Origin of the sequence: Nonomuraea sp. AD125B, assembly GCF_041402765.1 — a bacterium.
Taxonomy (GTDB): Bacteria; Actinomycetota; Actinomycetes; order Streptosporangiales; family Streptosporangiaceae; genus Nonomuraea; species Nonomuraea bangladeshensis.
In genome coordinates this window covers 952,706-976,465 of sequence record NZ_JBGLOU010000001.1, presented here as the reverse complement: position 1 = coordinate 976,465, position 23,760 = coordinate 952,706, and the positions used below count along the sequence as shown (strand labels likewise).

Genomic DNA, 23,760 nt, shown 5'->3' with positions numbered 1-23,760 from the left:
TAATCTTGCTCAGGGCATACCGCGTATGCATACTGAGTATTCATGTCGATCAGACACGGGCTGCTCGCTCTGCTCAGCACGGGACCCCGCCACGGCTACCAGTTGCGGGTCGAATTCGAGGCGTCCACAGGGGCGACCTGGCCGCTCAACATCGGCCAGGTCTACACGACGCTGTCCCGGCTGGAGCGTGACGGCCTGGTCGAGCCGGGCGAGTCGGACGAACAGGGCCGGGTCGCCTACACGATCACCGCGGCCGGCCGGGAGGAGCTGGCGCGGTGGTTCGGCACCCCGGTCGTCCAGTCCGACCGGCCGCGCGACGAGCTGGTCATCAAACTGGCCATGGCCGTCGCGGCCGGCCGGGCGGACGTCGCCGAGGTCATCCACAAGCAGCGGACGGCGACCATGCGCGCCCTCCAGCAGCTGACCACGGCCAAGCGCGCGGCCACGGACGGCGCCGCCCAGCGGCTCGTGATCGACTCCATGATCTTCCAGGCCGAGGCCGAGCAACGGTGGCTGGACCACTGCGAGGCCGTTCTGAAGGAGGAGAGATGACGTACGTACGGCTGGCCGGGGTGACCAGGGTCCACGGCCAGGGAGCCACGGCCGTGCACGCGCTCAAAGGCGTGAGCCTGGAGGTGGACGTGGGCGAGCTGGTCGCGGTCATGGGCCCGTCCGGGTCCGGCAAGTCGACCCTGCTCAACCTCGCGGGCGGGCTCGACCGGCCCACCTCCGGCACGGTGCACGTCGGCGAGCGGGATCTGGCGGCCGTACGCGATCTGGCGGCGCTGCGGCGGCGCAGCGTCGGCTACGTCTTCCAGGACCTCAACCTGATCACGTCGCTGACCGCGGCCGAGAACGTGATGCTGCCGCGCGAGCTCGACGGCGTGCGCTCGGGCCGGGCCAGGCAGGAGGCCCTGGCCGTGCTGGCGGAGATCGACAGCGCGGACCTGGCCGACCGCTTCCCCGAGGAGCTGTCCGGCGGGCAGCGCCAGCGGGTCGCGATCGCCCGCGCCCTCGTCGGCGAGCGGCGCCTGCTGCTGGCCGACGAGCCGACCGGCGCGCTCGACACCCGCACCGGCGACGAGATCCTGCGGATATTACGCGCCCGCTCCGACGCGGGCGCGGCGGTCCTGCTGGTCACCCACGAGCCGCGCTACGCCGCCTGGGCCGACCGGGTGGTGTTCCTGCGCGACGGGATGATCGCCGACACCACGGACACGCCCCCGGCGAGCGCCCGATGAGCGCCCTGCAGGCCGCGCTGCGCATCTCCCGCAGGAGCGCGTGGCGTTCGCGGGGGCGCAGCGCGCTCATCATGGTGATGATCGGCCTGCCGGTGCTGGTGATCACGACGCTGTTCACCGTCGTCGAGACCATGAACGTCTCCGCCCGTGAGGGGCTGACGGCCGAGTTCGGCGCGGCCGACGCCCGCGTCCTGCAGGCGCCCCCTGACGGGAACCTCCGCCAGAGCCCGACAGGGACGAGCTGGAGCTCGGGCGACGGCAGAGCGTCCACCGCCCGGCGCAGCCCGTCCGAGGTGGCGGCCCTGCTCGGGCCCGGCACCCGGCTGGTCCCCTTCACCACCGGCGTGTTCCGGCGCGGGGCCGAGCGGATCGACGCGCTGCGGATCGACCTGCGCGACCCCCTCACCAAGGGGATGCTGACGCTGGCCGAGGGCAGACTGCCCGGGGCCGGGGAGGTCGTCGCGACCCCCGCGTCCGGCCTGCGGCCCGGCGAGGTCCTGCGGCCGCCCGGCGCGGCCCCGCTGACCGTGGTGGGCGTGGTGGAGCACCCGCACGAGCCCTCGCTCCGGCAGGTCGTGGGCCCTGACATCGCGCCCGTGGAGGTGCAGCGGTTCTGGTCGCCGCGCGAGCACGGCTCCGGCTGGCTGGCCGACACTCCGAAACCGGTGACCTGGGACGACGTCCCCGCGCTGAACGCGGCCGACCTGTACGTCACCTCCCCCGCCATGACCTTGGACGCGCGCGCTCCGGTCCGTCCCAGCCCCATGAACGCCGCGGGAACGGCCGGGCTCGGCGTCATGGTGATCATGTTGGTGCTGGAGACCGTGCTGCTGGCCGGTCCGGCCTTCGCCGTCGGGCTGAGGCGACGGCGGCGGGAGCTCGCCGAGATCGCGGCGCAGGGCGGCTCCGCCGCCCACCTGCGGACGATCGTGCTGGCCGACGGGCTGGTCCTCGGCGGTGCGGCCACAGTCGTGGCGACGGCGCTCGGCGTCGGGGCCGGCGCGCTCGGCGCCCCGCTCGTGGCGCGCTGGACGGAAGGGACGGTCGGCCCGGTGGACGTGCCGTGGCCGGCGGTGCTGGCCGTGGCCGCGCTGGGCCTGATCTCCGGGATCACGGCGGCGCTGGTGCCCGCCGTCCAGGCGGCCCGGCAGGACACCGCGAGCGTGCTGGCCTCCCGCCCGCCCGCCGCCGCCGACGGGCCGGGACGGCCGCTGGCCGGGGTCGTGCTGGTGCTGGCCGGGCTGGGGGCGACCTTCGTGGCGCGCCGCCAGTCGGAGCCGGTGTGGGTGTGGGCCGCCGCGGTGCTGATCATGATCGGGCTGCTGGTGCTGACCCCCTGGCTGGTCCGCTTCACCGGACGGGCGGCCACGCGGCTGCGGCTCCCGCTGCGGGTGGCCGTCCGCGACGCGGTCCGCCACCGCTCCCGTACGACGAGCGCCGTGGCGGCCGTCATGGCGGTCACGGCCACGGCGGTCGCCATGGGCATCGGCGTGCAGAGCGAGTACATGGACCGGCGCAACGCCTACACCTCGGCGCGCCCGACCGGCACGCTCGCGATCTGGGGCGGCACCATGAGCGACGCCACCTGGGGCAGGCTGCGCGCGGAGGCGGCCCGGCTGCTGCCCGGAGTGCCGCTGGCCTCCGGCTACCAGGCGCTGGACACCCAGGGCCGCCGCTACGCGCTGCGCTACACCGTGAAGTGGAACGGCATCCGTACCCGTCGCACGGTGGCCATCGGTGACCGGACCCTGCTCCGGCTCCTTCAGGGGCGGGACGACCCGCGGGCGGCCGAGGCGCTGGCGAGCGGCAAGGCCGTGGTGTTCGACCCGGCCGCGGTGCGCGACGGCAAGCTGACGCTGCGGGCCGCCTCCACGTCCGGCCCCCCACGCAGGCTCGACGTGCCGGCGGTGGTCGCCGTACCGGCCGACGAGCACCAGGGCGGCGCCCTGCTGCCGCGCGCCCTCGTCGAGCAGGCGGGGTTCACCACGGCCGAACGGCAGCTCTACGCGATGTACCGGCCACCGGCCGACTCCACGCTGGGAGGCGATCTCGCCAAGGTGACCGGCCGGGTCACGGTCGCCTCCGAGGAGGGCTACCGCAACCTGCCCGATCCCAGCTTGCTGGGCTGGCTCGTGGGCGCCGTCGTGCTCGCCGTCGGCGGCACGCTGGCCGCCACCGGTCTGGCGGCGGCCGACATGCGGCCCGAGCGGGCGACGATGCTGGCCATCGGCGCGCCACCGGCGACGTTGCGGCTGGTGGTGGCCGGTCAGGCGCTCTACGTCTCCGGGCTCGGCGCCCTGATGGGGCTGGCCGCGGGGACGGTGACGGGCGTGGCGCTGAGCCGGCCGATGACGACGCACGGAGCCGGCGATCCCGCCACGATCGCCGTGCCGTGGCCGTTCGTGATCGCCGTGGTGGCCGGGCCGCCCGTCCTGGCGACGGCCGCGGCGCTGATCACCAGGACCAGGCTGCCCCTAACCCGCCGGCTCCAGTGACCCGGCGCCGCCCCCGGGCAGGAGCGCGCGCAGGCCGGCCGTGTCGATGACGTGGGCCAGCCGCGGGAAGACCCCGGTCATCAGGGCCCGGTGGACGTCCCGGTCCGGGTCGGCGACGGCGTCGGAGAGGACGTAGAGGCGGTAGTCGCGGTCGGCGGCGTCGGTGACGGTGGACAGCACGACGCCGCTGGTGGTGACGCCCGCGACGACGAGGGTGGTGATCCCGCGCTCCCGCAGCCGCCGGTCCAGGTCGGTCGTGGACAGGGCGCCGACGCGGGTCTTGCGCACGACGATGTCGCCGGGCTCGGGAGCGAGCCGGTGGTGTACGGCCGTGGCGGGATCGGCATGGTGCAGGAGGCGCTGCCGGCCGAGGAAGGCGAAGGTCTCGTTGGCCGGCGGGATCGCCGCCCAGTCGGCCTCGGTGAAGCCGACACGTACGTAGGCGATGGCCGCGCCGTGCGCGCGCAGCTCGGCGACGGCGCCGGCCACCCGCGCCAGCGGCTCGGCCGGGTCGGGGAGCGCGGCCAGGGTCGCCTCCTGGTAGTCCAGGACGAGCAGGGCGGTCGTGCGGGGGTCCAGCGGCGGGACGGTCATCGTCTTCTCCTTGTCGGATGGGGTCAGGCCAGGTGGGAGGCCGGGTCGAGCGAGGGCGCGGCGGCGCGCCGGGGAAGCAGCAGCGGGGTCGCCAGCAGCAGCACGCCGGCCAGGGCGATGGCCGGACGGGGGCCGAGCAGTCCGCCCAGCACCCCCCAGACGGCGGTCAGGAGCGCGGTCGAGGCCCGGGTCGTCACCGTCCAGGCCGACAGCGTGCGGGTGACCCGGCCGGACGGGGTGCGTTCGAGACGGCAGGTGGCCTGGACGGGGTTGAAGACCCCGCAGCAGAAGATGAGCCCCAGCTCGACGGCCATGACCAGGACCAGTCCCCCGGTGCCCGGCCCCACGAAGGCGAGGCCGGCGGGCCAGAGCGCGCGCAGCACACCGGACGCGACCAGCACCCGGTGCTGCCCGAACCGGGCGACGAGCGGCCGGGCCAGCCGCGCGCCGAACAGCCCGCCGATCGCGGGCACGGCGAAGGCGAGGCCGTACTGCCACGGCGCGAACCCGAGCTCGCCGAGCATCAGGACGGCGAGCAGCGCGTCGATGGCCATCACCAGGCCGTTGAACAGGGCGGTGTTGAAGAACAGCGGCCGCAGCGTGGCGTCGGCGAGGATGTGCCGCCAGCCGTCGAGCAGGTCCCCGGCCCGCAGGCGCGCGGCCGGCCGCGGCTCGGGGCTCGGCTCACGGCCGCCGATCGCGCGGATGCCGAGGGCCGACAGCAGGTAGCTGACCGCGTCGGCCAGCACCGTCGCCACCGGGCCGAGCAGCCCGATCGCCGCGCCGCCGAGCGGCGGCCCGACGATCGTGGTCGTCCAGGACGTGGACTCGAAGCGGGCGTTGGCGACGAGCAGGTCCCCGGCCGGCAGCAGCGTCTTCAGGTACGCGCCGGACGCGGCGCGGAAGGTGATGTCGGCTGCCGCGGACACGACCGAGACCAGCAGGAGCTGGGCGAAGGTGAGGACGCCGAGCGCGTACGCGGCCGGGATCGTGAGCAGCGCCGCGAACCGCGCCAGGTCCATCCCGATCAGCACCGGCCGTTTGTGCCGGAACTCCACCCACGGGCCGAGCGGCACCGCCACGGCCGCGCCCACGGCCGCCCCGGCGGCGGACAGCGCGGCGACCTCCGCCGGCCCCGCGTGCAGCACCTGGACGGCGATCAGCGGGAACGCGCCGAAGGCCAGCCAGGTGCCGAGGGCGCTGGTCCCGTACGCTGCCCAGAGCCACCCGAAGTCCCGCCCCAGCCGATGCCCGCTCCGCATGCTCCACGCTCCTCGTCGCCACAACCGATCCGTGATCGAGGAGCATCAAAGCGTGCGACGGAGCAGGGGATCAAACAACTCGGATCGGCTCATCCACAACCGGCGGTTGTACCGCTAGGGTGTCGGCGTGGATCTCGACACCGTACGGACCTTCGTCGCCGCCGCCGACGCGGGCCAGTTCCAGGAGGCCGCCGCCGAGCTGGCGATCACCCAGCAGGCCGTCTCCAAGCGCGTCGCCGCTCTGGAACGCGACCTCGGCGTCCGGCTGTTCACCCGGACGCCGCGCGGCGCCGTGCTCACCATCGACGGGCAGGCGTTCCTGCCCCACGCCCGCGAGCTGCTGCGGGTCGCCGAGCGCGCGGCCGGGTCGGTGCGGACCGGCAGCCGGCCGCTGCGCGTCGACGTGATCACCTCGCGCAGCGCGCAGTCGGGCCTGATGCGCGCCTTCCACCAGGCCCACCCCGAGATCGAGCTCGGCGTGGTGATGCTGCACGACATCGACGCGGCCGTCGCCGCCCTCCGGTCCGGCACGATCGACGCGTCCTTCCGCGCCGTGAACGCGCCCGGCCGGCCGCTCCCGGAGGACCTCGCGTCCGTACGGGTGCTCGACGAGCCGCTCGAACTCCTCACCGGGCCCGCGCACGCGCTGGCCTCCGCCCGCTCGGTGCCTCTGGCCCGGCTCGCCGGGCACCGCATCTGGATGCCCGGTCTCGCTCCCGGCACCGAGTGGGCCGCCTACTACGACGACCTGGTCGCCGCGTTCGGCCTCACCATCGAGGCGACCGGCCCCAACTTCGGCTCCGACGTGCTGCTCGACACGATCGCCGACACCCCGGCGCTGGCCACGTTCATGGGCGGGCACACCCGGCTCGTCTGGCCCGCCGGTCACGGGCTGCGCCGCATCCCGGTGACCGATCCCGTGCCGGTCTACCCGCACTCGCTCCTGTGGCACCGCGACAACCCCCACCCCGCGCTGGCCACCCTCCGCGACCATCTCGCCGCCGCGGCCAACCACGGCGCGGCCGGGACCTGGGTGCCTGAGTGGGCGGCCGATCAGTCGAGGACCTCCACGTAGCCGTCGGTGCCGTTGAGCCGGATCCGCTGCCCGTCCCTGATGAGCCCGGTGGCCCGTTCGACGCCGACGACGGCCGGCAGGCCGTACTCGCGGGCGATCACCGCCCCGTGCGTCATGGGGCCGCCCACCTCCGTCACCAGCCCGGCGGCGGCCACGAACAACGGGGTCCAGCTCGGGTCGGTGTAGGCGGTGACCAGGATGTCGCCCGCCTCCAGGTCCGCCCGCGCCATGTCCGTGACGACCCTGGCCCGGCCCTCGACGGTCCCGGCCGAGGCGGGCAGGCCGGGCAGCGCGCCGGGCGGGACGTCGTCCCGCCGGTAGCGGCCCGTGACGACCTCGCCTTCCGAGGTGAAGACCCGGGGCGGGGTGAGCGTCTCGTACGACCGGAACGCCATTCGCCGCTCCGCGACGAGCCCGGCGTCCGCCTCACCGGTGCGCACGACCTCCCGCAGCTCCTCGAATCGCAGGAAGAACACGTCGTCCCGCTCGCGCAGCACACCGGACGAGACGAGCCGGTCGGCCTCGCGCAGCAACGCCTGCTTGTACGCGAAGTAGCGGCTGATCATGCCGTACTTGGGGTATTCGCGGTAGCCGGTGAAGGCGCGGACGCGATCGATCATCCGCTTGGTCTCCTCCGCCTTGCGCTCCCCGTCGGGCAGGTCGCGCAGCCGCGTCAGCACGTCCTGCTCCTTGCGCCGCGACTCCTGCAGTCCCTGCTCGAAGTGCCGCCGGCCGGCGCCCGGTTCGAAGTTCCTGACGTTGCCGAGGATGGTGGGCACGAGCATGGCGGGGTTCTCGCTCCAGCGCGTCCGGGTGATGTCGATCTCGCCCGCGCAGCGCATGCCGTACTCGTCGAGGAAGCCCAGGATGGCGTCGCGCGCCTCGCGCCCGCCGGGCAGTCCGGCCAGCTCGTCCAGGAAGTCCGGGCCCTCACGGCCTTCGTCGGCGACGCGGCGCAGGTGGGCCACGACCTCGGCGTGCGGCCGGACGGCGTCGGCGACGTCGAGGAGCGCCAGCCCCATCTCGGAGGTGACGTTGTGCGGGACCGACTGGGTGAGCACGTCGGCGGCGTTCTTCTCCCCCAGCCACGTCTCCAGGTGGTCGTTGAGCCACCAGGACGCCTCCATGCCCGCCATGATCGCCTGGTAGCTGCGCGGGCTGAACAGGCCGCGCCGCAGCTCGGCGAGGTCGGCCAGGACGAAGTCCAGCAGCTCGGGCCCGGACAGCGTCGCGATCGTGCGCCGCAGGGTGGCGAGGTGCTCCTGGTCGGCCTCGATCAGCTCGGCGACGACGGCCGGATCGGGCTCGGCCGGGGCGGGCGGGACCGGCGGCGCGGCGGCGGCCGGGTCGTCAGGGCGCGAGGGGATGAAGTCGCCGCGGTCGATGACGGTCCGCAGGGCGTCCCGCATCCACGGGTCGTCCTTGCCCAAGGTCGCGAACAGCCCCTCCCGGCCCCGGGGCGTCGCCAGCTGGGCGGCCACGTCGACGAACAGCCGCCCCCCGGCCTCGTACATCGGCCGTGGCGTCGTGAGCTGCCACACCGACAGCCCCAGCGGCTTCATCGCGTCGGTCATCATCTGCTGATGACCGACGGAGACGTAGACGTGGTTCTCCTCGTCGCCGGCCTCCGGGACGGGGAACAGCGTGGTGATCGGCCGGCTCTGGACGACGTGGACGTCGTCGCCGGTCAGGCACCACTCGATGTCCTGGGGGCGGCCGAAGTGCGCCTCGATCCGCCGGCCCAGCCGGGCCAGGGCCACGACCTGGGCGTCCGTCAGGATCGGCCGCGTCTCGGCGGCGAGCGCCGTGGCGCGGACCTGGTCGTCGCGCACCGCGTAGACGTCGCCGGTGACCCGGCCGGAGACGAGCGCCTCGCCGAGCCCCTGGACGGCCTGCACCGTGGCGACCTTCCGGTTGGAGGTCACGGGATCCGCCGTGAACAGCACCCCGGCCGCGTCCGGGTGCACCATCCGCTGGACGACCACGGCCATCAGCACCTTGCGGTCGTCGAAGCCGTTGCGCCGCCGGTAGGTGACCGCCCGCTCGGTGAACAGCGACGCCCAGCACCGCCGGACCTGCCGGACGATCTCCGTCAGGCCCACGACGTCGAGGAAGGAGTCCTGCTGCCCGGCGAAGGATGCGCCCGGCAGGTCCTCGGCCGTGGCGCTGGAGCGCACCGCGTACGCGGCCTGCGCCCCGAGCCCGTCGAGCGCGTCACCGATCGCCGCCACGAGGTCGTCCGGCACGGTGACGTCCTCGATGACGCCGCGGATCTCGGCGCTCAGGGCGCGGATCGCCTCGCGGTCGTCCGGATCCACGCGGGACAGCCGGTCGAGCCGGTCGCCGAACGACGGCGCGGCGGCCACCACCCGGCGGAAGGCGTCCGTCGTGACGCAGAAGCCGTCCGGCACGCGGACGCCGTCGATCCGCGAGAGCTCGCCGAGGCCCACCCCCTTGCCGCCGACGTCCGCGAGGTTGGTCGAGTCGATCTGCGCGAAACCCAGCACGTAGCCCACTTCGTTCGCTCCATCGTTCGTCGGGTCGGTACGCAACGGGCAAGTATGGAGCACTTTTTGACTTCTCATGAGGGGCGAAGATCTGCTATAGAGTGAAAGTGGAACGAGCCGCGCGGATGTCACGCGCCGGGCCTGATCAGGCCGCTCTCGTAGGCCAGGATGACCAGTTGGACCCTGTCGCGCACGTCCAGCTTGGCGATGGCCCTGGTGATGTGGGTCTTGGCGGTCAGCGGGCTGATGGAGAGGCGCTCGGCGATCTCGTGGTTGGAGAGTCCGAGCGCCACGAGCCCGACCGTCTCCAGCTCCCGTGAGGTGAGGGCGGCCAGCCGTTGCCCGGCGCCGGGCGTGAGGTCCTGCCGGTGGGCGAACTGCTCGATGACGCGCCGGGTCACGCCCGGCGACAGGAGCGCGTCCCCGCCGGCGACGGCGGCGACCGCCCGGCGGAGCTCGGCGGGTTCGACCTCTTTGGTGAGGAAGCCGCTGGCTCCGGCCCGTAGGGCGGCGAAGACGTGTTCGTCGGTGTCGAACGTGGTCAGGATGATGACGCGACACCCCGGAGCGGCCGGGCCGGTGACGATGCGGCGGGTGGCGGCGATCCCGTCGGTGCCCGGCATGCGGATGTCCATGAGGACGACGTCGGGGCGGGTGCTCGCGGCCAGCCGTACGGCTTCGTCGCCGTCCTGGGCTTCGCCGACGACCGTGATGTCCCGGGAGCGGGCCAGCAGGCTGCGGAAGCCGGCCCGTACGAGTGCCTGGTCGTCGGCGAGGAGCACCTTGATCGTCATGCCGTCGAGCCTGCCACAGGGATGTCGGCCCGCACGGCGAAGCCGCCGCCGGGGAGGGGCCCCGCGGTGAGCGTGCCCCCGAGCGCGCTCACCCGCTCGCGCATGCCGGCCAGACCGTGACCTTCGGCGACGTCGGCGCCGCCCGGGACGCTGCGGCCGTCGTCGGTGATCTCGACGGTGATCGAGCGGGGCTGGTAGCCGATCGTCACCCCGGCCCTGCGCGCCCCCGCGTGCTTGAGCGTGTTGGCGAGGGATTCCTGTACGACGCGGTGGACGGCGATGGCGGTGATGGCGGGGACGGCCGCGCGCTCGCCGTGCTCGTCCAGGGTCACCTCGAGACCGGCGGCGCGGGCGTCGGCGACGAGGGTGTCCAAGGAGGCCAGATCCGCCTGGGGCGCGGTGTCGCCGGCATCGTCACGCAGGATCGTGACGAGGGAGCGCAGGTCGGCCATCGCCCGGTTCCTGACGTCCTTGGCCACGCGCAGCGCGGCGGCGGCCGCTGCCGGGTCGTCCTCCAGGGCGTCGGCGGCGACGTTGAGCTGCACGCCGACGACGGCCAGCGTGTGGGCGATGACGTCGTGCACCTCGTGCGAGACGCGCAGCCGTTCCTCGGCCGCGTGCGCGCGGCTGTCGGTCTCGCGCAGCCGCCCGCGCCAGCGGGTCGCGGCGGCGTAGGTGACGCCCGCGCCGATGAGGATCGCCAGGAGCAGTCCTTCCCCCGCCACGTGGACCACGTAATGGGTCACGTTGATGTCCAAGATCCGGCGGGCGTCGACCGCCGAGTAGACCAGCTGGGCCAGCCCGATGACGGGCACCCAGCGCACCCGTGACGTGGTGGCCGCGGTGAAGTAGGCGACCGCGGCCGGCCAGATCCAGCCGGCGGGCGACCAGTGCACGGCGAGGTGATAGACGAAGATCCCGCCGATCGACAGCAGCAGCACGGTCATCGGCCAGCGGCGTCTGACCAGCAGGAGCCCGCCGAGGAACAGCCCGAGGGGAATCGGGCCGTGCCAGGGGCTGCGCACCCCGGTGGCGAGCGCCACGGCGACGAAGAAGACCAGGGTGAGGACGGCGAGCGTGATGTCGACGATCCAGGCGAGGTGCCGGACGGGCGCGGGTTCACGTCGGGGGGACGACTCGGCCATGCGGAGGCTCTTTCTCGGCGAAGGGTGACGGGTCCGGATCAGACGTGGGTGACCAGGAGGGTCACGCCCGCCTCGCCGCCGCAGTCGACGAAAACGGGACCGACGCCGTTGCCGATCGTGGACGCGAGGGTCGCCTTGGCCACGAACCCCTTCGGATCGTCCTCGACGATGCGGACGTTCCGCAGCACCGGGTGCTTCCTGTCGAGCCCGGCGAGCACGGCCTTGAGCCCTTCGCCGCCGCCGCAGTGACCGGTGATCGTCACCTCCTGGCCGCGCCGGGTGGTGGGGTTCGGGCTGACCCGCACCACCGCCCTGGCGCCCTTCGGCGGCTTCGGCGCGGCCGTCGCAGCGGCGACCTGGCCGGCCGTGCCGGCCTGGGCGCCGGCCGATCCCAGCAGGCCGGCTGTCAGGCTCAGCCCGGCGACCACGGTCAGCACTCTCTTGCTCATGGCGGCTCCTTCAGTCCTCATCCGGTTGTGACGACGAGAAACGTTAGGCCGGGACGCATCGGGAGCGCGTCGTCCGATGACCGTCACTTGACCCTGCACCGTTCGCTGTACGCCTTGCACCGAAGGGTGTAGGCATCAGCAAGGCGGAACGCCCGGGGCCGGGAGGCTCCGGACGTTCCGCCTTGGAAGGGCGCTGTCAGCTCTGGGGCGGGGTGACGGTGAGCAGGGGGCAGCGCGGGTTCAGGTCGATCCTGGCCAGGTGCCGGCCGCTCAGCGCCCATGCCTTCCAGGAGCCGGGCTCGAAGTGGAGCTGCGGGTTGGTGTACCAGTCGTCTCCCAGCCCGGTGGCCAGGTGGGTGGCCGTGTCGCTCAGCTCGTAGGCGTTGCCCCCGCCGAAGAACGTGCTGACGAACACCCGGCCGCGGTGGACGGTCAGCTCGCCGTACCCGGACAGGGTCCCCTGGTGCTTGACCGTCTTCGTGGCGAGGTCGAGGGCGATCCAGGCGCCGGAGTTGCGCTTGTACACGCCGTAGAGGAGCCCGTCGTGCACCTTGATGTCCTGGAAGGTGCGGTAGCCGGCGACCGGGTCCGTCTGCCACAGCACGGTACGGGTCCGCAGGTCGAAGGCCGCGACCGACGCCGTGGTGTGCACCGGCGGGGTGCCGCCGCCGCCGAGCACGTCGCCGCCGAGGTACACGACGCCCTTGCGCTCGTCCAGCGACAGGCTCATCAGGCTCTGGCCGGGGATGACGCCCTTGTAGACGTCGATGTGGCCGGTGCGGGGATCGACGATCGACAGGGCGCCGTCCAGCTCGGCGCCCAGCGGGGCGGAGGCGACCAGCAGCTTGTCGCGTACGGCGTCGTACTCGATGTCCCAGGGGCGCTGCTGGCCGTGTCCCAGGTAGCCGAGGCTGCGGACCTCGTCGGTGCGCAGGTCGATGGAGATGATGTTCCCGCTGGGGTAGACGGCGGCGTAGATCTTGTCGCCGCGGCGCACGAGGTCCTTGGGCTCTCCGGGGACGCGGAAGCGGCGCTGCTTGCCGGTGCGCAGGTCGCGGACGTCCATGAAGAAGTGGCCGCCCACGTACAGGGCGCGGTTGGGCACCAGCAGCATGCTCTGCGGGCGTTCCGCGCCCGCCGGCAGGCCGGCCTCGATCAGGTCGGTGAAGGCCGAGCGCCCGGTGTCCAGGTCGAGCGACCACATGCCGCCGCTGCCCGAGAACCCGACGAGGGCGCCGTCGCCGGTCAGCGCGAGCCGCCGGGTCTCGTCGTCCTGGGAGGGCGGGTCGGCGATCCTGGTGGGGGCGCTGTCGCCGGTGCGGTAGCGGTAGACGGCGCCGTCGGGGCGGGAGGTGCCGTAGACGGTCCCGTCCGGGGCCACGGTGAGCGCGTCGAGGCTGCTGATCGAGCCGAGGGGGACGTTCCTGGCGTCGGTGCCGTCCTTGCGCACGTCGATGAGGGTCTGGCCGCTCACCGCGAGGATCCGGTCGCCGTGCTCGACGACCACCGAGATGCCGGTCGTCCCCTGGGCCAGCTCCTTGACGGCGCCGGTCGCCCGGTTGATCGCCATGAGCTTGCCCTTGTCGAGCAGGCCCGCGTAGACGTTGTCGGCGTCGGCGGCGAGCGCCCTGACGTAGCGCTCGCCGGTGGCCAGCACGCCGAAGTCGCGTACGGCGCCGGTGGCGGGGTTGTACTCCCTGACCCGGCCGTCGGGGTAGGTGCCGGCGTAGATCGTGCCGTCGGGGGCGGCGGCCAGCGACCAGATGTAGCCGCCGTTCTTGCCGAACGAGGCCAGATGCGCCACCTCACCCGTAGCCGGGTCGAACCGGTACAGGTCGGGCACGGGGTAGGTGCCGACGTAGACCTTGCCGCCGGCCACGGCGGTGGCCCAGCCGCCCTCCGGCTCCCCGGCGGCCGGGGCGTCGGGCAGGCGCACGCTCCTGACGACCGTGCGGGTGTTCAGGTCGAGCTCGGCCAGGACGGGCGGCTTCTGGCCGCGGGTGACGACGTAGGCCTTGTCCTGGTGGACGGTGGCGCCCACGATGGCGCCGGTCATGGACGCGGGGCCGAAGGTCTCCACCCGTGGCGCGTCGCACGTGGACGGTTGCGCCGGGGCGGCCGCCTGGGCCGGGGACACGGGTAGGAGCAGGCCGGCGGCCAGGGCGGCCAGGGCGGCGGGGATGGCGAGGGGTCTGCGCGGCACGGCCGCACCTCCACAAGAGCGTGTTGCCCAATTTTGGCCCAGACCGTAATGTGCTGAGCCTGAGAAGTCAATGGAGGCGGTTGTGACGGCTTTCGACGCGAGCAAGCTGATCGGGGACCTTGAGGTGAGCCTCGACGTGGACGTCCTGGTCGGCGCCTATCCCGACCGTGACGGCCCGCCGGGCACGCCCGCCGCCGTGCTCGACAGGCTGGCCGCGCACCGCATCCGGGCGGGCGCGGTCGCGTCCCTGCGGGCCGCGCTGTTCGACGTGCGCTCGGGCAACGACGAGGTCCTGGCGCTGGACGGCCCGGTGGTCCCGGTCGGGACCGTGGATCTGCGCGACCCCGTCGGCGCCGTACGCGAGATGGACCGGCTGGCCGAGGCCGGGGTCAGGGGCGTCAGGCTCTTCCCCGACGAGCAGGGCGTGGAGGCGGGCTTCCCCTCGGTGCGCCACGTGGCCAGGAAGGCGGCGCGGCTCGGCCTCGTCGTGCTGACCGGGGGCGACGTGCGGCGCTTCTGGCAGCCGTTCGCCGGCCTGGACGCCACGGTGGTCTTCCTGGACACGCACTTCTACCACCTGGGCGACTTCCTCGTCCTCGCCGCCGACGAGCCCGGTTTCCACACCTCGACGCGCCTGCTGAACTCGCCCGACGCGCTGGAGAGCGTGCCGGCCGACCGGCTCCTTTTCGGCTCGCGCACCCCGCACTACGAGCCGGTCGTCCCCCTGCTGCGCCTGGCGACCAGCGGGCTGAAGCCGGAGGAGATCGCCGCCGTCGCGGGCGGCAACGCGAGGAGGCTGCTCGGATGATCATCGATGTGCACGCCCACTGGGGCCCCTGGTTCTTCACCATGGACGTGGCCGCCGCCAACGTGAGCGCCATGGACCGGTACGGCATCGACCTGTCGATCGTCTCGGCCACCGAGGCGGTGATCTACGACGCGCCCGCGGGCAACCGGGCGCTGGCCGCCTGGCTGGAGACCCAGGACCGCCACCTCGGGTACGTCACCGTCAACCCCCGCAGACTCGCCGACGCCGAGCGGGACCTGCGCGCGTACCTGCCCACCGGCAGGTTCGTGGGCGTCAAGATCCACACCGACTACACCCGGTCCCCCGCCTCCTCGCCCCAGACGCGCGAGGCGCTGGCCATGGTCGCCGAGGCAGGGGTGCCCGCGCTCGTCCACACGTGGGGCGCCACGGTGCTGGACCTGGCCGAGGTCTGCCGGGACACGCCGGGCCTGCGGGCCATCGCCGGGCACATGGGCGCCGACGGCCACGCGTACGCCGTCGAGGCGGCCGCCGCCTGCGACCGCCTCTACCTCGAACCGTGCTACTCCCACGCCCCCGCCGGCCGGGTCGCGCAGGTCGCGGCGGCGGTGGACCCCGAGCGGCTGCTCTTCGGCACCGACTCGACCCTCATCGATCCGGCCTCGGCGTTCGGCGCCGTGGCGGCGGCGGGCCTGGACGAGGAGACGGCCGAGCTGGTCGCGTGGCGGAACGCCGTACGGCTCTTCAGGCTGGACATTACGGCCCGGCCCGTTATAGCGTGCGGCGACCCCTCACAAGGAGTGACCAGCGCATGATCCCTCGCCGCCGTTTCCTCCAAGCCGCAGCCGCCTCCGCCGTCGTCTCGGCGGGCGCGGCCGTCCTGCCCGCCTCCCCCGCGACGGCCGCCGCCCGCGAGAAGCCGGGCACGATCACCGACCTGGGCCCGGCCAGCGTGGCCAGCCCCCTGGGCAACGCCGAGTTCGTCGGCGACGTGCTCTACCTGGGCTCACGCGGCCTCGCGCCGAACGTCGTGGGCGCCTGGGACCTGGGGCAGGACAAGGTCACGGCGCACTTCGACATCCCCACCGGCGTGGGCATCTGGGCGATGTGCAAGGTCGGCACCGACGTCTACGTCGCCACCCACACCCGTTCCGACCTCTACAGGATCGACACGCTGACCGGCACCACGACGCTGCTGGAGCGCTACTCCGACGACTACATCTGGACCATGGCCGCCTCCCCCGACGGCAAGGTCTACATGGGCACCTCGCAGCCCGGCCGGGTCCTCGAGTACGACCCCGCCACCGGCGCCAGCCGCGACCTCGGCCAGCCCGCCCCCGGCGAGCCGTACGTCCGCAGCATCCAGGCCGACGCCACCCACGTGTACGCCGGCGTCGGCACCAACGCCCACCTCGTCGCGATCGACCGGGCGACCGGCGAGACCCGCGACCTGCTGCCCGCCGAGGTCGCCGACCGCGACTGGGTGTCGAGCATGTCGATCAGCGACACGCACATCGCGGGCGGCATGAACTCGCTGGCCGAGCTGCTCGTGCTGGAGAAGGCGGACCCGGCCTCGTACAAGGTCGTCAAGGCCACCGCACCGGGCGAGAAGTACATCGTCTCGGTGCTGATCCACGACGGCTACGTCTACTTCGCCGGCCGCCCGTCCGGGACCTTCTACCGCTACCACCTGGAGAGCGGCGCGTACGAGGTGCTGGGCGTGCCCTTCCCCGAGGCGGCGACCGTCCGCATCCTGGAGCACGGCGGGCGCATCTACGGCGTCCAGGACCCCGGCATCTTCGTCTACGACCCGGCCACCGGCGCGATCGACTACGTCAGCCACGTGCAGAAGGGCTTCAAGGCCGCGCCCGAGGAGCCGATGTCGGTGCACAGCGACGGCAGGCGCGTCTACGTCGGCGGCAAGGGCGGCTGCGACATCCACGACCTGGCCACCCGCCAGGTCACCCGGCTGACCATCGCCGGCGAGCCCAAAACCATCATGACCGTCAAGGACACCACCTACCTCGGCGTCTACACCCAGGCCGCCCTCTACTCCCACCGCGCCGGCGACGCCGAGGCCAAGCTGCTCTTCCGCACCGGCCAGAGCCAGGACCGGCCCAAGGACCTGGTCCACGACCAGCTCACCGGGCTGATCGTGATGTCCACCCAGCCGGAGCCGGGGCACCAGAACGGCGCGCTCGACGTGTACGACCCGCGCACCGGCCGCCTCGACACCTACCGGCCGGTGGTCGAGCGCCAGACCGTGTTCTCGCTGACCGCCCTGCTCGGCACCGTCTACCTGGGCACCAGCACCCAGGAGGGGCTGGGCGCGCCGCCGGTGACGTCCACGGCCAGGCTGGCGGCGTTCGACCTGCGTACCCGGCGGGTGAAGTGGGAGATCGAGCCGGTGGCCGGCGCGAAGGCCGTCACGAGCCTCAAGAACACCCCGCTCGCCCTGTACGGGATCACCGACACGGGCGTGCTGTTCGAGTACGACCTGCTCCGCCGCAAGGTCACCCGCACGCTGAAGGTGTGCGACCGGGGCGGCGACCTGGTGCTCGCCGGCCGGTACGCCTACACCAGCGACGAGGACGCCGTCTACCGGATCGACCTGGCGCGCCTCACCTCGGAGAAGCTCGTGACGGGCCTGGCCAGCGACTGGTTCGGCGGCGGCTCCAGGATCAACATCGACCCGTCACGCAAGGCGCTCTACGCGCTCAAGGGACGCAACCTCATCCGCGTCGCGATCTGACGGCCACGCGGCGGCCGCGAGCACCCGGGCGCGCTCGCCGTCCGGGAGCCCCGGCCCGTACGGGTCGTGGGCGTGGCTCCCGGGGATGAGCCCCTCGGCCGCCGCCAGCCACGCCATGCGCTGGACGTAGCCCTCCATGGGAGCCGTGAACGTGGCCGCCGCCAGCCGGTCCAGCCGCGCGGACGCCTGCTCGAAACCGCGCAGGTCCGCGCCCTCGAACGCGCGCAGCACGGCCGCCGTCGTCCCCACCGACGCGGCCGCGACGCCCACCAGCGCCGCCTCCGCGCCCCACAGCAGCGACGGACCGAACATGCGGTCCTCGCCGGTGATCGCCAGCCGGCCGGCCTCGCGGGTGAGCGCGATCGTCTCCTGGCAGCCCATCGCGTCCGACAGCAGCGCCGTCTTCAGTCCGGCCACGCCGGGCAGGTCCAGGATGCGGCGCAGCGTGGCGGGCGGGCACGGGTTCGTGTAGAGGTCGAAGGCGATCATCGGCAGCCCGGCCGCCGACCACACCGCCTCGTGCAGCGCCACCCGGTCCCCCGGCTCCGGGAACACCAGCACCCCGTCGGCGCCCAGCTCGGCCGCCATCCGCGCGTCCGCGACCGCCCCGCCCTCAGAAGAGCCGACGCCGACGATCACGGGGACGCCCGCCCGGCGGGCGCGTACGATCAGGCCGGCCCGCACCTCCGCGGGCAGGAAGGGCCCGCGGCCGGTGTGGGCGAGCACGGCCAGGGCGCCGGCGCCCGAGGCGACCAGCCGCAGGAAGTACTCCTCCGCGACGTCGAGGTCCACCTCCCCCGCCGGGGTCATCGGCGTCAGCGCCGCGGCGGCCAGGCTCCCGCGCAGGCGGTCGCGCAACCCGGCGGCCCGCGCGTCGATCGGCATGCTCATGCTCGCTCCCTCACGTTTCAGGGCGACCAGAGTAGGCCGTTCATCCGCGCGAGGGGGAGCCGGTCACTTCAGGCCGGTCATCGCGATGCTGTTGACCAGGTAGCGCTGCAGCAGGAAGAAGACCACCAGGCACGGCACGGCCGAGACGGCGGCGGAGGACATCAGCATCGACCACTGCAGCTCCTCCGTCTTCAGCACCGTCAGCCCGACGGTCAGCGTCCGGGTGGCGTCGCTCTGCGAGATCACCAGCGGCCACAGGAAGTCGTTCCAGTGCCACAGGAAGACGAACACGCCGAGGGTGGCCAGGATCGGCTTGGTCAGCGGCACCACGATCGTCCAGTAGACGCGCAGCTCCGAGGCCCCGTCGACCTTGGCGGCGTCGAACAGCTCGTCGGGCAGGCCCAGGATGAACTGCCGCATCAGGAAGACCGCCTGGGAGTTGGCCAGCGTCGGCACGATCAGCCCCCAGAAGGTGTCGACGCCGTCGAGGTCGGAGACGAGCACGTACAGCGGGATGAGCGTGGCCTGGAACGGCACCATCATGGTGGCGAGGAACGTCCACAGGATGGTGTCGCGGCCGGGGAAGCGCTTCTTGGCGAACGCGTAGCCGGCCATCGACGCGGTGAGCAGGATGACCGCCACCGACACGCCCGAGTAGACCAGCGAGTTGAGTGTCCACTCGGCGAACCCGGACGCGCTCAGCACCTGCGTGATGTTGTCGAAGGTGAGCGAGTCCGGCCACTGCGCCGGCACGGTCGGCTTCCCCCGGGGCGACAGCGCCACGATGATCATCGCGGCGAACGGGCCGAGCGTCAGCAGCGACATGAGCGCGAGCAGCGTGTAGAGCGGCCACCGCCGTCCGTGGCGGCGGCGGGGGCGCTCGACGGCCGGCCGGTTCTGGACGGCGGGGCGCGTGGCCGTCAACGTCATGCGTTCTCCTTGCCGACGAACCGGCGCTGGATCAGTGAGACGACCAGCACGATGGCGAAGAGCACCATCCCCCAGGTCGCCGCGTAGCCGAACTCCCAGAACCTGAAGCCGCGTTCGAAGATGCCGTAGATGAGGGTGTAGCTGGCCTTGGCGGGCCCGCCGCCGGTCATCACGTAGATCGTGTCGAAGACCTGGAACGAGGCGATGGTCTCGATCACCAGGACGAAGAAGATCGCCGGCTTGAGCAGGGGCAGGGTGATGCCGCGGAAACGCTGCCAGGGGCCGGCGCCGTCGACCTTGGCCGCCTCCAGATAGGAGCCGGGGATGGCCTTCAGCCCCGCCAGCAGGATCAGCATGGAGTAGCCGAAGCCCTTCCAGCAGGAGACAAGAGCCAGGGCGGGCAGCACCAGCTCCGTGCGTTCCATGAAGGCGACGGGCCCGAGGTCGAGCTTGGCCAGCACGCCGTTGAGCAGGCCGTCGAACTCGTAGATCCACCGCCAGATGATGCCGGCGAAGACGAAGCTGGTCACGTACGGCAGGAAGAGGATGCCGCGGAACAGCCCGCGCATGAAGATGATGCTGTTGAGCAGCAGGGCGCTGCCGAGCGAGACGGCCATGACGAGCGGCACGTAGATCACGGTGTAGACCAGCGTGGCCCGCAGGCTCGACCAGAAGTTCGGGTCGTTCACGAGCCGCGCGTAGTTGTCGGCGCCGACGAAGCTCCAGTCGCCGCCGATGCTCCAGTTCGTCAGGCTCATGCCCGCCGCCCCGAGCGTCGGGAAGATCTTGAAGATCAGGAACAGCACGAGCATCGGGAGCACGAACAGCAGCCCCGTCATCGGGTCACGCAGGCGCCCTCGTCGGTCCCGTCTTGCCTGGAGGGGCCCGCCGGAGCGGGCCCGGGTCGCCTCAGCCACCGCTGGCCAGCAGTTCGTCGGCCTCCTTGGCGGCGGCGTCGAGGGCCGTCTTGGCGTCCTCCTTGCCGATCAGCGCCGCCTGGATGTGGGCCGCGACCATCGCCATGACCTGGCGGGCCTTGGGGTGGGTGTCGCCGGGGAAGGCGTACTGCAGCGACTTGGCGAACTCCTTGGAGATCTCCGACTGGCCGGGGATCGTCACGTCGGTGCGCGCGGAGAAGAAGCCGGACTCCTTGGCCAGCTCGCCGGCGACCTCCGGGGAGGAGATGTAGGCGGCGAGCTTCCTGGCCGCGTCCTTGTTCTCGGAGTGCTTGGCGAGGACCAGGCCGCCGGGGATGCCGAACGCCACCCGCTTGGTCCCCTCCAGCGGCAGGCCGACGCCGACGTTCTCCGCGCCGATGGCGGCGCCGAGCTGTACGGCGTTGAGCGCCGTGGCCGCGTGGTACATGGCGGTCTTGCCGCCGGCGAGCGCGCCGCCCTCGATGTCGTTGCCCTTGCTGGCGGTGTTCTGCGGCAGGCCGCCGAGCGCCTTGAGGTCGAGCAGGAACTGCAGGCTCGCGACGCCCTGCTCGTTGTTGACGGTCACGCTCTTGCCGTCGGGGGAGAACACCGAGCCGCCGTTGGCCCACAGGATCGGGTAGAAGCTCTGGTTGAGCGAGATCTCCGGCTTGCCCGGGTAGTCGAGGACGGCGACCTTGTTGGCGGCCAGCTTGGGGGCGGCCTCCTTCAGCTCCTCCAGCGTCTCCGGCACCTTCGTGACGCCCGCGTCGGCGAAGAGCTTCTTGTTGTAGATGGGGGCGGTGATCGTCTGGTAGATGGGCACGCCGTAGAGCTTGCCGTTCACGCTGAGCGCGGTGAGGGCGTTGGGCAGATAGCCGCTCTTGTTCGCCGCGACCACGTCGTCCACGGGCTCCAGCGTGCCCTGCCCGGCGAACTGCGGGATCTGGTCCGGGCCGAGCAGGGTGAGGTCGAAGCCCTTCCTGGAGGCCAGGGCCGTGGTGACCTTCTCCTGGCGGCTGTCCCAGGGCTGCTGGTCGATCGTCACGTCGATCGAGGGGTTCTTGGCCTCGAAGTCCTTCTCGACCTTGTCCCAGAACGCCTTGTTCTTGGCCTGGTCCGAGATCACGGGGTACATCCAGAGCGTCACCGTGCTCTTGTCCGAGCCCGAGCCACCGGATCCGCACGCGCCGGTCACGACGGTGAGGGCGACCGCTATGCCTGCTGCCGCTAGCTTTCTCATCGGCGGCTTCCTTTCCTGAATACCGGTCCTGACCGAAACCTAGTGATAGCGGATGGCCCGGTCAATGCCTGATACATGAACGTAACTAGGCCCGGGCGGAGTAGTCCGCGACGGCTTCCGCGATGACCTTGACGTGCTCGGACGTGTAGTGCTCGTTCCATTCGACGGTGAGCAGCGTGGCCGCGACCAGCCGTTCGGCCTCCGGGCAGGGGGCGGGGCGGTAGTCCCGCAAGGGGTAGCGCGAGGAGCCGTAGATCGGCCCGTCCCACAGCGGGGCGTGGTTGAGCGGTTCGCGCAGATAGCCGGCCCGCGCGGGGACTCCGGCCGCGCTCAGGTGTGCGGCCAGCCCGGCCGCGCCGCCGCCGGGCAGGACGATCGGGAACAGCCACCACGCGTGCCCGTCCGGCCGCGGCAGGCCGAGGCCCAGGTCGAGCGCGCGCAGGGCCGCGATCAGCTCGGCGGCCGTGCGGCGTCTGGACTCGACGACCCCGGGCAGCTTCGCGAGCTGGGCGCGGGCGACCGCCGCCTGCAGCTCGGTCATCCGGTAATTGAGACCGAGGCTCTCGTGCGAACGGCCCGCGGCGCGGTCCCATCCCTTGTCCGCGAACAGCCGCATCCGCCTGGCCAGCTCGTCGTCGTCGGTGAGCGTCAGGCCGCCGTCGCCGCAGGTGATGTGCTTCCACTGCTGCAGGCTCAGCGTGCCGACGTGGCCCGCGGTCCCCGCGTACCGGCCGCCGGGCAGCTCGGTCAGCCATGCCTGCGCGCAGTCCTCGATGAGCGTCAGCCCGTGCCGGTCGGCCAGCCGGCGCAGCTCGCCGACCCGGGCGGGCGCGCCGAACAGGTGCACCACCATGATGGCGCGGGTGCGCGGCCCGATGAGCGCGGCCACCGCGTCGGGATCGAGGTTGCCGTCGGACGGATCCACGTCGGCGAAGACAGGAACCGCGTTCTGCGCCAAGATAGGGGCCACTGTCCCGAAGTCCGTGATCGGCGTCGTGATGATCTCGTCACCGGGATCCGGCGCCGCCGCCACGACCGACAGGTGGAGGGCCGCGGTGCCGGAGGAGCACGCGATCGCGTGGCGGGAGCCGTACAGCTCCGCGACCTCGCGTTCGAGCGCTCGCGCCTCGCTCCCCCAGACGGAGTTGAGCATGCCGGAGCGGATCACCCGCTCCAGCGCCGCGAGCTCCTCGTCGCCGAGGGTGCGGCCCGCGGGTTCGGCCATGTTGGGAAAGTGCAGGGTCACCGGATAGCCTTTCGGTCTAGACCGTAAAACGGAAGGAGACGCGGGTGGGTTTCGTCATCGGAGTCGTCGGCCCGCACGACCTGGTCGACGACGTCGCGGCCACCTGCGAGGAGCAGCCCGGCGTGAGCACGCTCCGGCTCGACTACGACCACGAGTCGCAGGCGCCGGCCATCGTCGAGGCCCAGGCCGGCTCGGTCGAGGGCTGGCTGTTCACCGGCATCGTCCCGTACATGCTGGCCCGCGGCGCCGACGTGCTCACCCGCCCCGCCGTGTTCGTCGACTACTCCGGCGCGACGCTGCTGAGCGCCCTCGTACGGCTCCAGCACGAGGGCCGCGACATCACCCGCCTGTCCATCGACACCATCGCGCCCGCCGACGTCACCGCCACGTTCGTCGAGGCCGGCCTGCCCACCGGTGGCCTGCGCACGCTCGGCTACCGGCCGGAGACCACCTCCAAGAAGATCATCGCCTTCCACCGCCGCTCCCCCGACCATCCCGTGATCACCTGCCTCAGCTCGGTGCACGAGGCGTTGCGCGGCGACATGCAGGTGCTGCGGCTGGCGCCGTCGGAGCACTCGGTGCGCACGGCGCTGCGCCAGCTCCTGCTCACCGCCGAGGGCCAGGCCCAGGAGGACGCGCAGATCGCGCTCGGCCTGGTCGAGGTGGACGGCGAGGAGGGCCTGCTGCGCGAGGCCGGGGCGCTGGCCGGCACGCTGGCCGGGTTCCGCGGGGGCACGCACCTGCTGGTGACCACCCGCGGCCCGCTCCACGACGCCACGGGCGGCTTCACGGGCCTGCCCATGCTGGCGCGGCTGGCCGCTCACAGCAGCGTGGCGCGGGTGGGCTTCGGCCTCGGGCGCAGCGCCGCCGAAGCCGAGAGCCTGGCCCGCCGCGCCCTGGCCAGGGCCAGGCGCATCGGGAACGTGGCCGCCGTGCTGTCCCTGCGCGCCGACACCGACATCGTGCTGGAATCGGTGATCAGCGCGCCCTCCGGCGAGCAGAACCTGGCGCTGATCGCCCGCCGCGTGGGGCTGTCGGTGCCGACGCTGGAGAAGCTGCTGCAGGCCCGCGACGCGGCCGGCGGGGAGGCGCTGACCACCCGCGAGATCGCCGAGCGGCTCGGCGTCCAGCAGCGCACCGCCCGGCGCATGCTGCACCGGCTGGAGCTTGCCGGACTGGCCGAGCGCACCGGCAACCTGACCAGCGGGTCCAGCGGCCGTCCCCTCACGCTCTACCGCCTCACCCTGTAGCCG

20 protein-coding genes are annotated in these 23,760 nt (G+C 72.8%); 8 read left to right on the top strand and 12 right to left on the bottom strand.

Annotated elements, in window-relative coordinates:
* Positions 1-42: 42 nt before the first annotated feature.
* The 3 genes from ACBR40_RS04510 to ACBR40_RS04500 are packed head-to-tail and all read left to right on the top strand — an operon-like array spanning position 43 to position 3,736.
* Positions 43-552 carry a PadR family transcriptional regulator gene (locus tag ACBR40_RS04510; protein ID WP_364457639.1) on the top strand — a complete coding sequence of 170 codons (510 nt, stop codon included), beginning with the start codon at positions 43-45 and terminating at the stop codon, positions 550-552.
* A complete protein-coding gene (locus ACBR40_RS04505) occupies positions 549-1,241 on the top strand; it encodes an ABC transporter ATP-binding protein (protein WP_371247504.1) in 693 nt (230 codons plus the stop codon). The genes ACBR40_RS04510 and ACBR40_RS04505 overlap by 4 nt, the downstream gene beginning before the upstream one ends.
* A complete protein-coding gene (locus tag ACBR40_RS04500; RefSeq protein WP_371247503.1) occupies positions 1,238-3,736 on the top strand; it encodes an FtsX-like permease family protein in 2,499 nt (832 codons plus the stop codon). Before ACBR40_RS04505 ends, ACBR40_RS04500 begins: the two co-directional genes overlap by 4 nt.
* On the opposite strand, the gene ACBR40_RS04495 is transcribed toward ACBR40_RS04500, so the two are convergent.
* Together ACBR40_RS04495 and ACBR40_RS04490 are read right to left on the bottom strand one after the other, a co-directional pair.
* A complete protein-coding gene (locus tag ACBR40_RS04495; RefSeq protein ID WP_371247502.1) occupies positions 3,716-4,330 on the bottom strand; it encodes a cysteine hydrolase family protein in 615 nt (204 codons plus the stop codon). The two genes, ACBR40_RS04500 and ACBR40_RS04495, sit on opposite strands and share 21 nt — an antisense overlap.
* A gap of 23 nt (positions 4,331-4,353) precedes the next feature.
* Complete coding sequence (locus tag ACBR40_RS04490) at positions 4,354-5,592, bottom strand: MFS transporter (RefSeq protein WP_371247501.1); 1,239 nt, start codon at positions 5,590-5,592, stop codon at positions 4,354-4,356.
* Positions 5,593-5,719: 127 nt separating this feature from the next.
* On the opposite strand from ACBR40_RS04490, the gene ACBR40_RS04485 reads away from it, so the two are divergent.
* Positions 5,720-6,667 (top strand): LysR family transcriptional regulator, encoded by a 948-nt coding sequence (locus tag ACBR40_RS04485; protein ID WP_371247500.1) that lies wholly within the window; start codon positions 5,720-5,722, stop codon positions 6,665-6,667.
* On the opposite strand, the gene rph is transcribed toward ACBR40_RS04485, so the two are convergent.
* From rph to ACBR40_RS04460, 5 genes are all read right to left on the bottom strand, one after another.
* A complete protein-coding gene (gene rph, locus ACBR40_RS04480) occupies positions 6,646-9,183 on the bottom strand; it encodes a rifamycin-inactivating phosphotransferase (RefSeq protein ID WP_371247499.1) in 2,538 nt (845 codons plus the stop codon). The two genes, ACBR40_RS04485 and rph, sit on opposite strands and share 22 nt — an antisense overlap.
* 119 nt (positions 9,184-9,302) lie before the next feature.
* A complete protein-coding gene (locus ACBR40_RS04475) occupies positions 9,303-9,968 on the bottom strand; it encodes a response regulator (RefSeq protein ID WP_371247498.1) in 666 nt (221 codons plus the stop codon).
* Positions 9,965-11,113 (bottom strand): sensor histidine kinase, encoded by a 1,149-nt coding sequence (locus ACBR40_RS04470; protein ID WP_371247497.1) that lies wholly within the window; start codon positions 11,111-11,113, stop codon positions 9,965-9,967. Before ACBR40_RS04470 ends, ACBR40_RS04475 begins: the two co-directional genes overlap by 4 nt.
* Before the next feature lie 38 nt (positions 11,114-11,151).
* A complete protein-coding gene (locus ACBR40_RS04465) occupies positions 11,152-11,562 on the bottom strand; it encodes a hypothetical protein (RefSeq protein ID WP_344215966.1) in 411 nt (136 codons plus the stop codon).
* A gap of 196 nt (positions 11,563-11,758) precedes the next feature.
* Positions 11,759-13,765: a PQQ-binding-like beta-propeller repeat protein gene (locus tag ACBR40_RS04460; protein WP_371247495.1), complete on the bottom strand. Its 2,007-nt coding sequence runs from the start codon at positions 13,763-13,765 to the stop codon at positions 11,759-11,761.
* An 82-nt stretch (positions 13,766-13,847) separates the two neighbouring features.
* On the opposite strand from ACBR40_RS04460, the gene ACBR40_RS04455 reads away from it, so the two are divergent.
* Genes ACBR40_RS04455 through ACBR40_RS04445 form a run of 3 tightly spaced genes read left to right on the top strand, consistent with a single transcriptional unit; the run spans position 13,848 to position 17,283 of the window.
* Positions 13,848-14,573, top strand: coding sequence for an amidohydrolase family protein (locus ACBR40_RS04455; RefSeq protein ID WP_371247494.1), 726 nt, complete (start codon positions 13,848-13,850; stop codon positions 14,571-14,573).
* Complete coding sequence (locus ACBR40_RS04450) at positions 14,570-15,346, top strand: amidohydrolase family protein (protein WP_371247493.1); 777 nt, start codon at positions 14,570-14,572, stop codon at positions 15,344-15,346. The genes ACBR40_RS04455 and ACBR40_RS04450 overlap by 4 nt, the downstream gene beginning before the upstream one ends.
* Positions 15,343-17,283, top strand: a complete 1,941-nt coding sequence (locus ACBR40_RS04445) for a hypothetical protein (RefSeq protein WP_371247492.1) — start codon at positions 15,343-15,345, stop codon at positions 17,281-17,283. Before ACBR40_RS04450 ends, ACBR40_RS04445 begins: the two co-directional genes overlap by 4 nt.
* Here ACBR40_RS04445 and ACBR40_RS04440 read toward each other — a convergent pair.
* The 5 genes from ACBR40_RS04440 to ACBR40_RS04420 all read right to left on the bottom strand — a co-directional run bounded on the left by ACBR40_RS04440 (position 17,227) and on the right by ACBR40_RS04420 (position 22,486).
* The gene (locus ACBR40_RS04440) at positions 17,227-18,174 is read right to left on the bottom strand and encodes a dihydrodipicolinate synthase family protein (RefSeq protein WP_371247491.1); all 948 of its coding nucleotides are present in this window, start codon (positions 18,172-18,174) and stop codon (positions 17,227-17,229) included. The genes ACBR40_RS04445 and ACBR40_RS04440 overlap by 57 nt on opposite strands.
* A 63-nt stretch (positions 18,175-18,237) precedes the next feature.
* Positions 18,238-19,104 (bottom strand): carbohydrate ABC transporter permease, encoded by an 867-nt coding sequence (locus tag ACBR40_RS04435; RefSeq protein ID WP_344215979.1) that lies wholly within the window; start codon positions 19,102-19,104, stop codon positions 18,238-18,240.
* Positions 19,101-19,943 carry a carbohydrate ABC transporter permease gene (locus ACBR40_RS04430; protein ID WP_371247490.1) on the bottom strand — a complete coding sequence of 281 codons (843 nt, stop codon included), beginning with the start codon at positions 19,941-19,943 and terminating at the stop codon, positions 19,101-19,103. Before ACBR40_RS04430 ends, ACBR40_RS04435 begins: the two co-directional genes overlap by 4 nt.
* Positions 19,944-20,013: 70 nt before the next feature.
* Entirely contained in the window at positions 20,014-21,261 is a 1,248-nt protein-coding gene (locus tag ACBR40_RS04425) for a sugar ABC transporter substrate-binding protein (protein WP_344215983.1), read from the bottom strand.
* A gap of 85 nt (positions 21,262-21,346) precedes the next feature.
* Positions 21,347-22,486, bottom strand: coding sequence for a DegT/DnrJ/EryC1/StrS family aminotransferase (locus ACBR40_RS04420; RefSeq protein WP_371247489.1), 1,140 nt, complete (start codon positions 22,484-22,486; stop codon positions 21,347-21,349).
* A gap of 65 nt (positions 22,487-22,551) precedes the next feature.
* Between ACBR40_RS04420 and ACBR40_RS04415 the strand changes: the two genes are divergently transcribed.
* Positions 22,552-23,757, top strand: coding sequence for a hypothetical protein (locus ACBR40_RS04415; RefSeq protein ID WP_371247488.1), 1,206 nt, complete (start codon positions 22,552-22,554; stop codon positions 23,755-23,757).
* Positions 23,758-23,760 lie beyond the last annotated feature (3 nt).

Bases quoted from the DNA above. Each gene is read 5' to 3' on its own strand.
- ACBR40_RS04445 (WP_371247492.1), top strand. From the start codon at position 15,343: ATGATCCCTCGCCGCCGTTTCCTCCAAGCCGCAGCCGCCTCCGCCGTC.
- ACBR40_RS04450 (WP_371247493.1), top strand. From the start codon at position 14,570: ATGATCATCGATGTGCACGCCCACTGGGGCCCCTGGTTCTTCACCATG.
- ACBR40_RS04470 (WP_371247497.1), bottom strand. From the start codon at position 11,113: ATGGCCGAGTCGTCCCCCCGACGTGAACCCGCGCCCGTCCGGCACCTC.
- ACBR40_RS04495 (WP_371247502.1), bottom strand. From the start codon at position 4,330: ATGACCGTCCCGCCGCTGGACCCCCGCACGACCGCCCTGCTCGTCCTG.
- ACBR40_RS04505 (WP_371247504.1), top strand. From the start codon at position 549: ATGACGTACGTACGGCTGGCCGGGGTGACCAGGGTCCACGGCCAGGGA.
- ACBR40_RS04435 (WP_344215979.1), bottom strand. From the start codon at position 19,104: ATGACGTTGACGGCCACGCGCCCCGCCGTCCAGAACCGGCCGGCCGTC.
- ACBR40_RS04475 (WP_371247498.1), bottom strand. From the start codon at position 9,968: ATGACGATCAAGGTGCTCCTCGCCGACGACCAGGCACTCGTACGGGCC.
- ACBR40_RS04430 (WP_371247490.1), bottom strand. From the start codon at position 19,943: ATGACGGGGCTGCTGTTCGTGCTCCCGATGCTCGTGCTGTTCCTGATC.
- ACBR40_RS04440 (WP_371247491.1), bottom strand. From the start codon at position 18,174: ATGAGCATGCCGATCGACGCGCGGGCCGCCGGGTTGCGCGACCGCCTG.
- ACBR40_RS04500 (WP_371247503.1), top strand. From the start codon at position 1,238: ATGAGCGCCCTGCAGGCCGCGCTGCGCATCTCCCGCAGGAGCGCGTGG.
- ACBR40_RS04510 (WP_364457639.1), top strand. From the start codon at position 43: ATGTCGATCAGACACGGGCTGCTCGCTCTGCTCAGCACGGGACCCCGC.
- ACBR40_RS04420 (WP_371247489.1), bottom strand. From the start codon at position 22,486: ATGGCCGAACCCGCGGGCCGCACCCTCGGCGACGAGGAGCTCGCGGCG.
- ACBR40_RS04425 (WP_344215983.1), bottom strand. From the start codon at position 21,261: ATGAGAAAGCTAGCGGCAGCAGGCATAGCGGTCGCCCTCACCGTCGTG.
- ACBR40_RS04465 (WP_344215966.1), bottom strand. From the start codon at position 11,562: ATGAGCAAGAGAGTGCTGACCGTGGTCGCCGGGCTGAGCCTGACAGCC.
- ACBR40_RS04490 (WP_371247501.1), bottom strand. From the start codon at position 5,592: ATGCGGAGCGGGCATCGGCTGGGGCGGGACTTCGGGTGGCTCTGGGCA.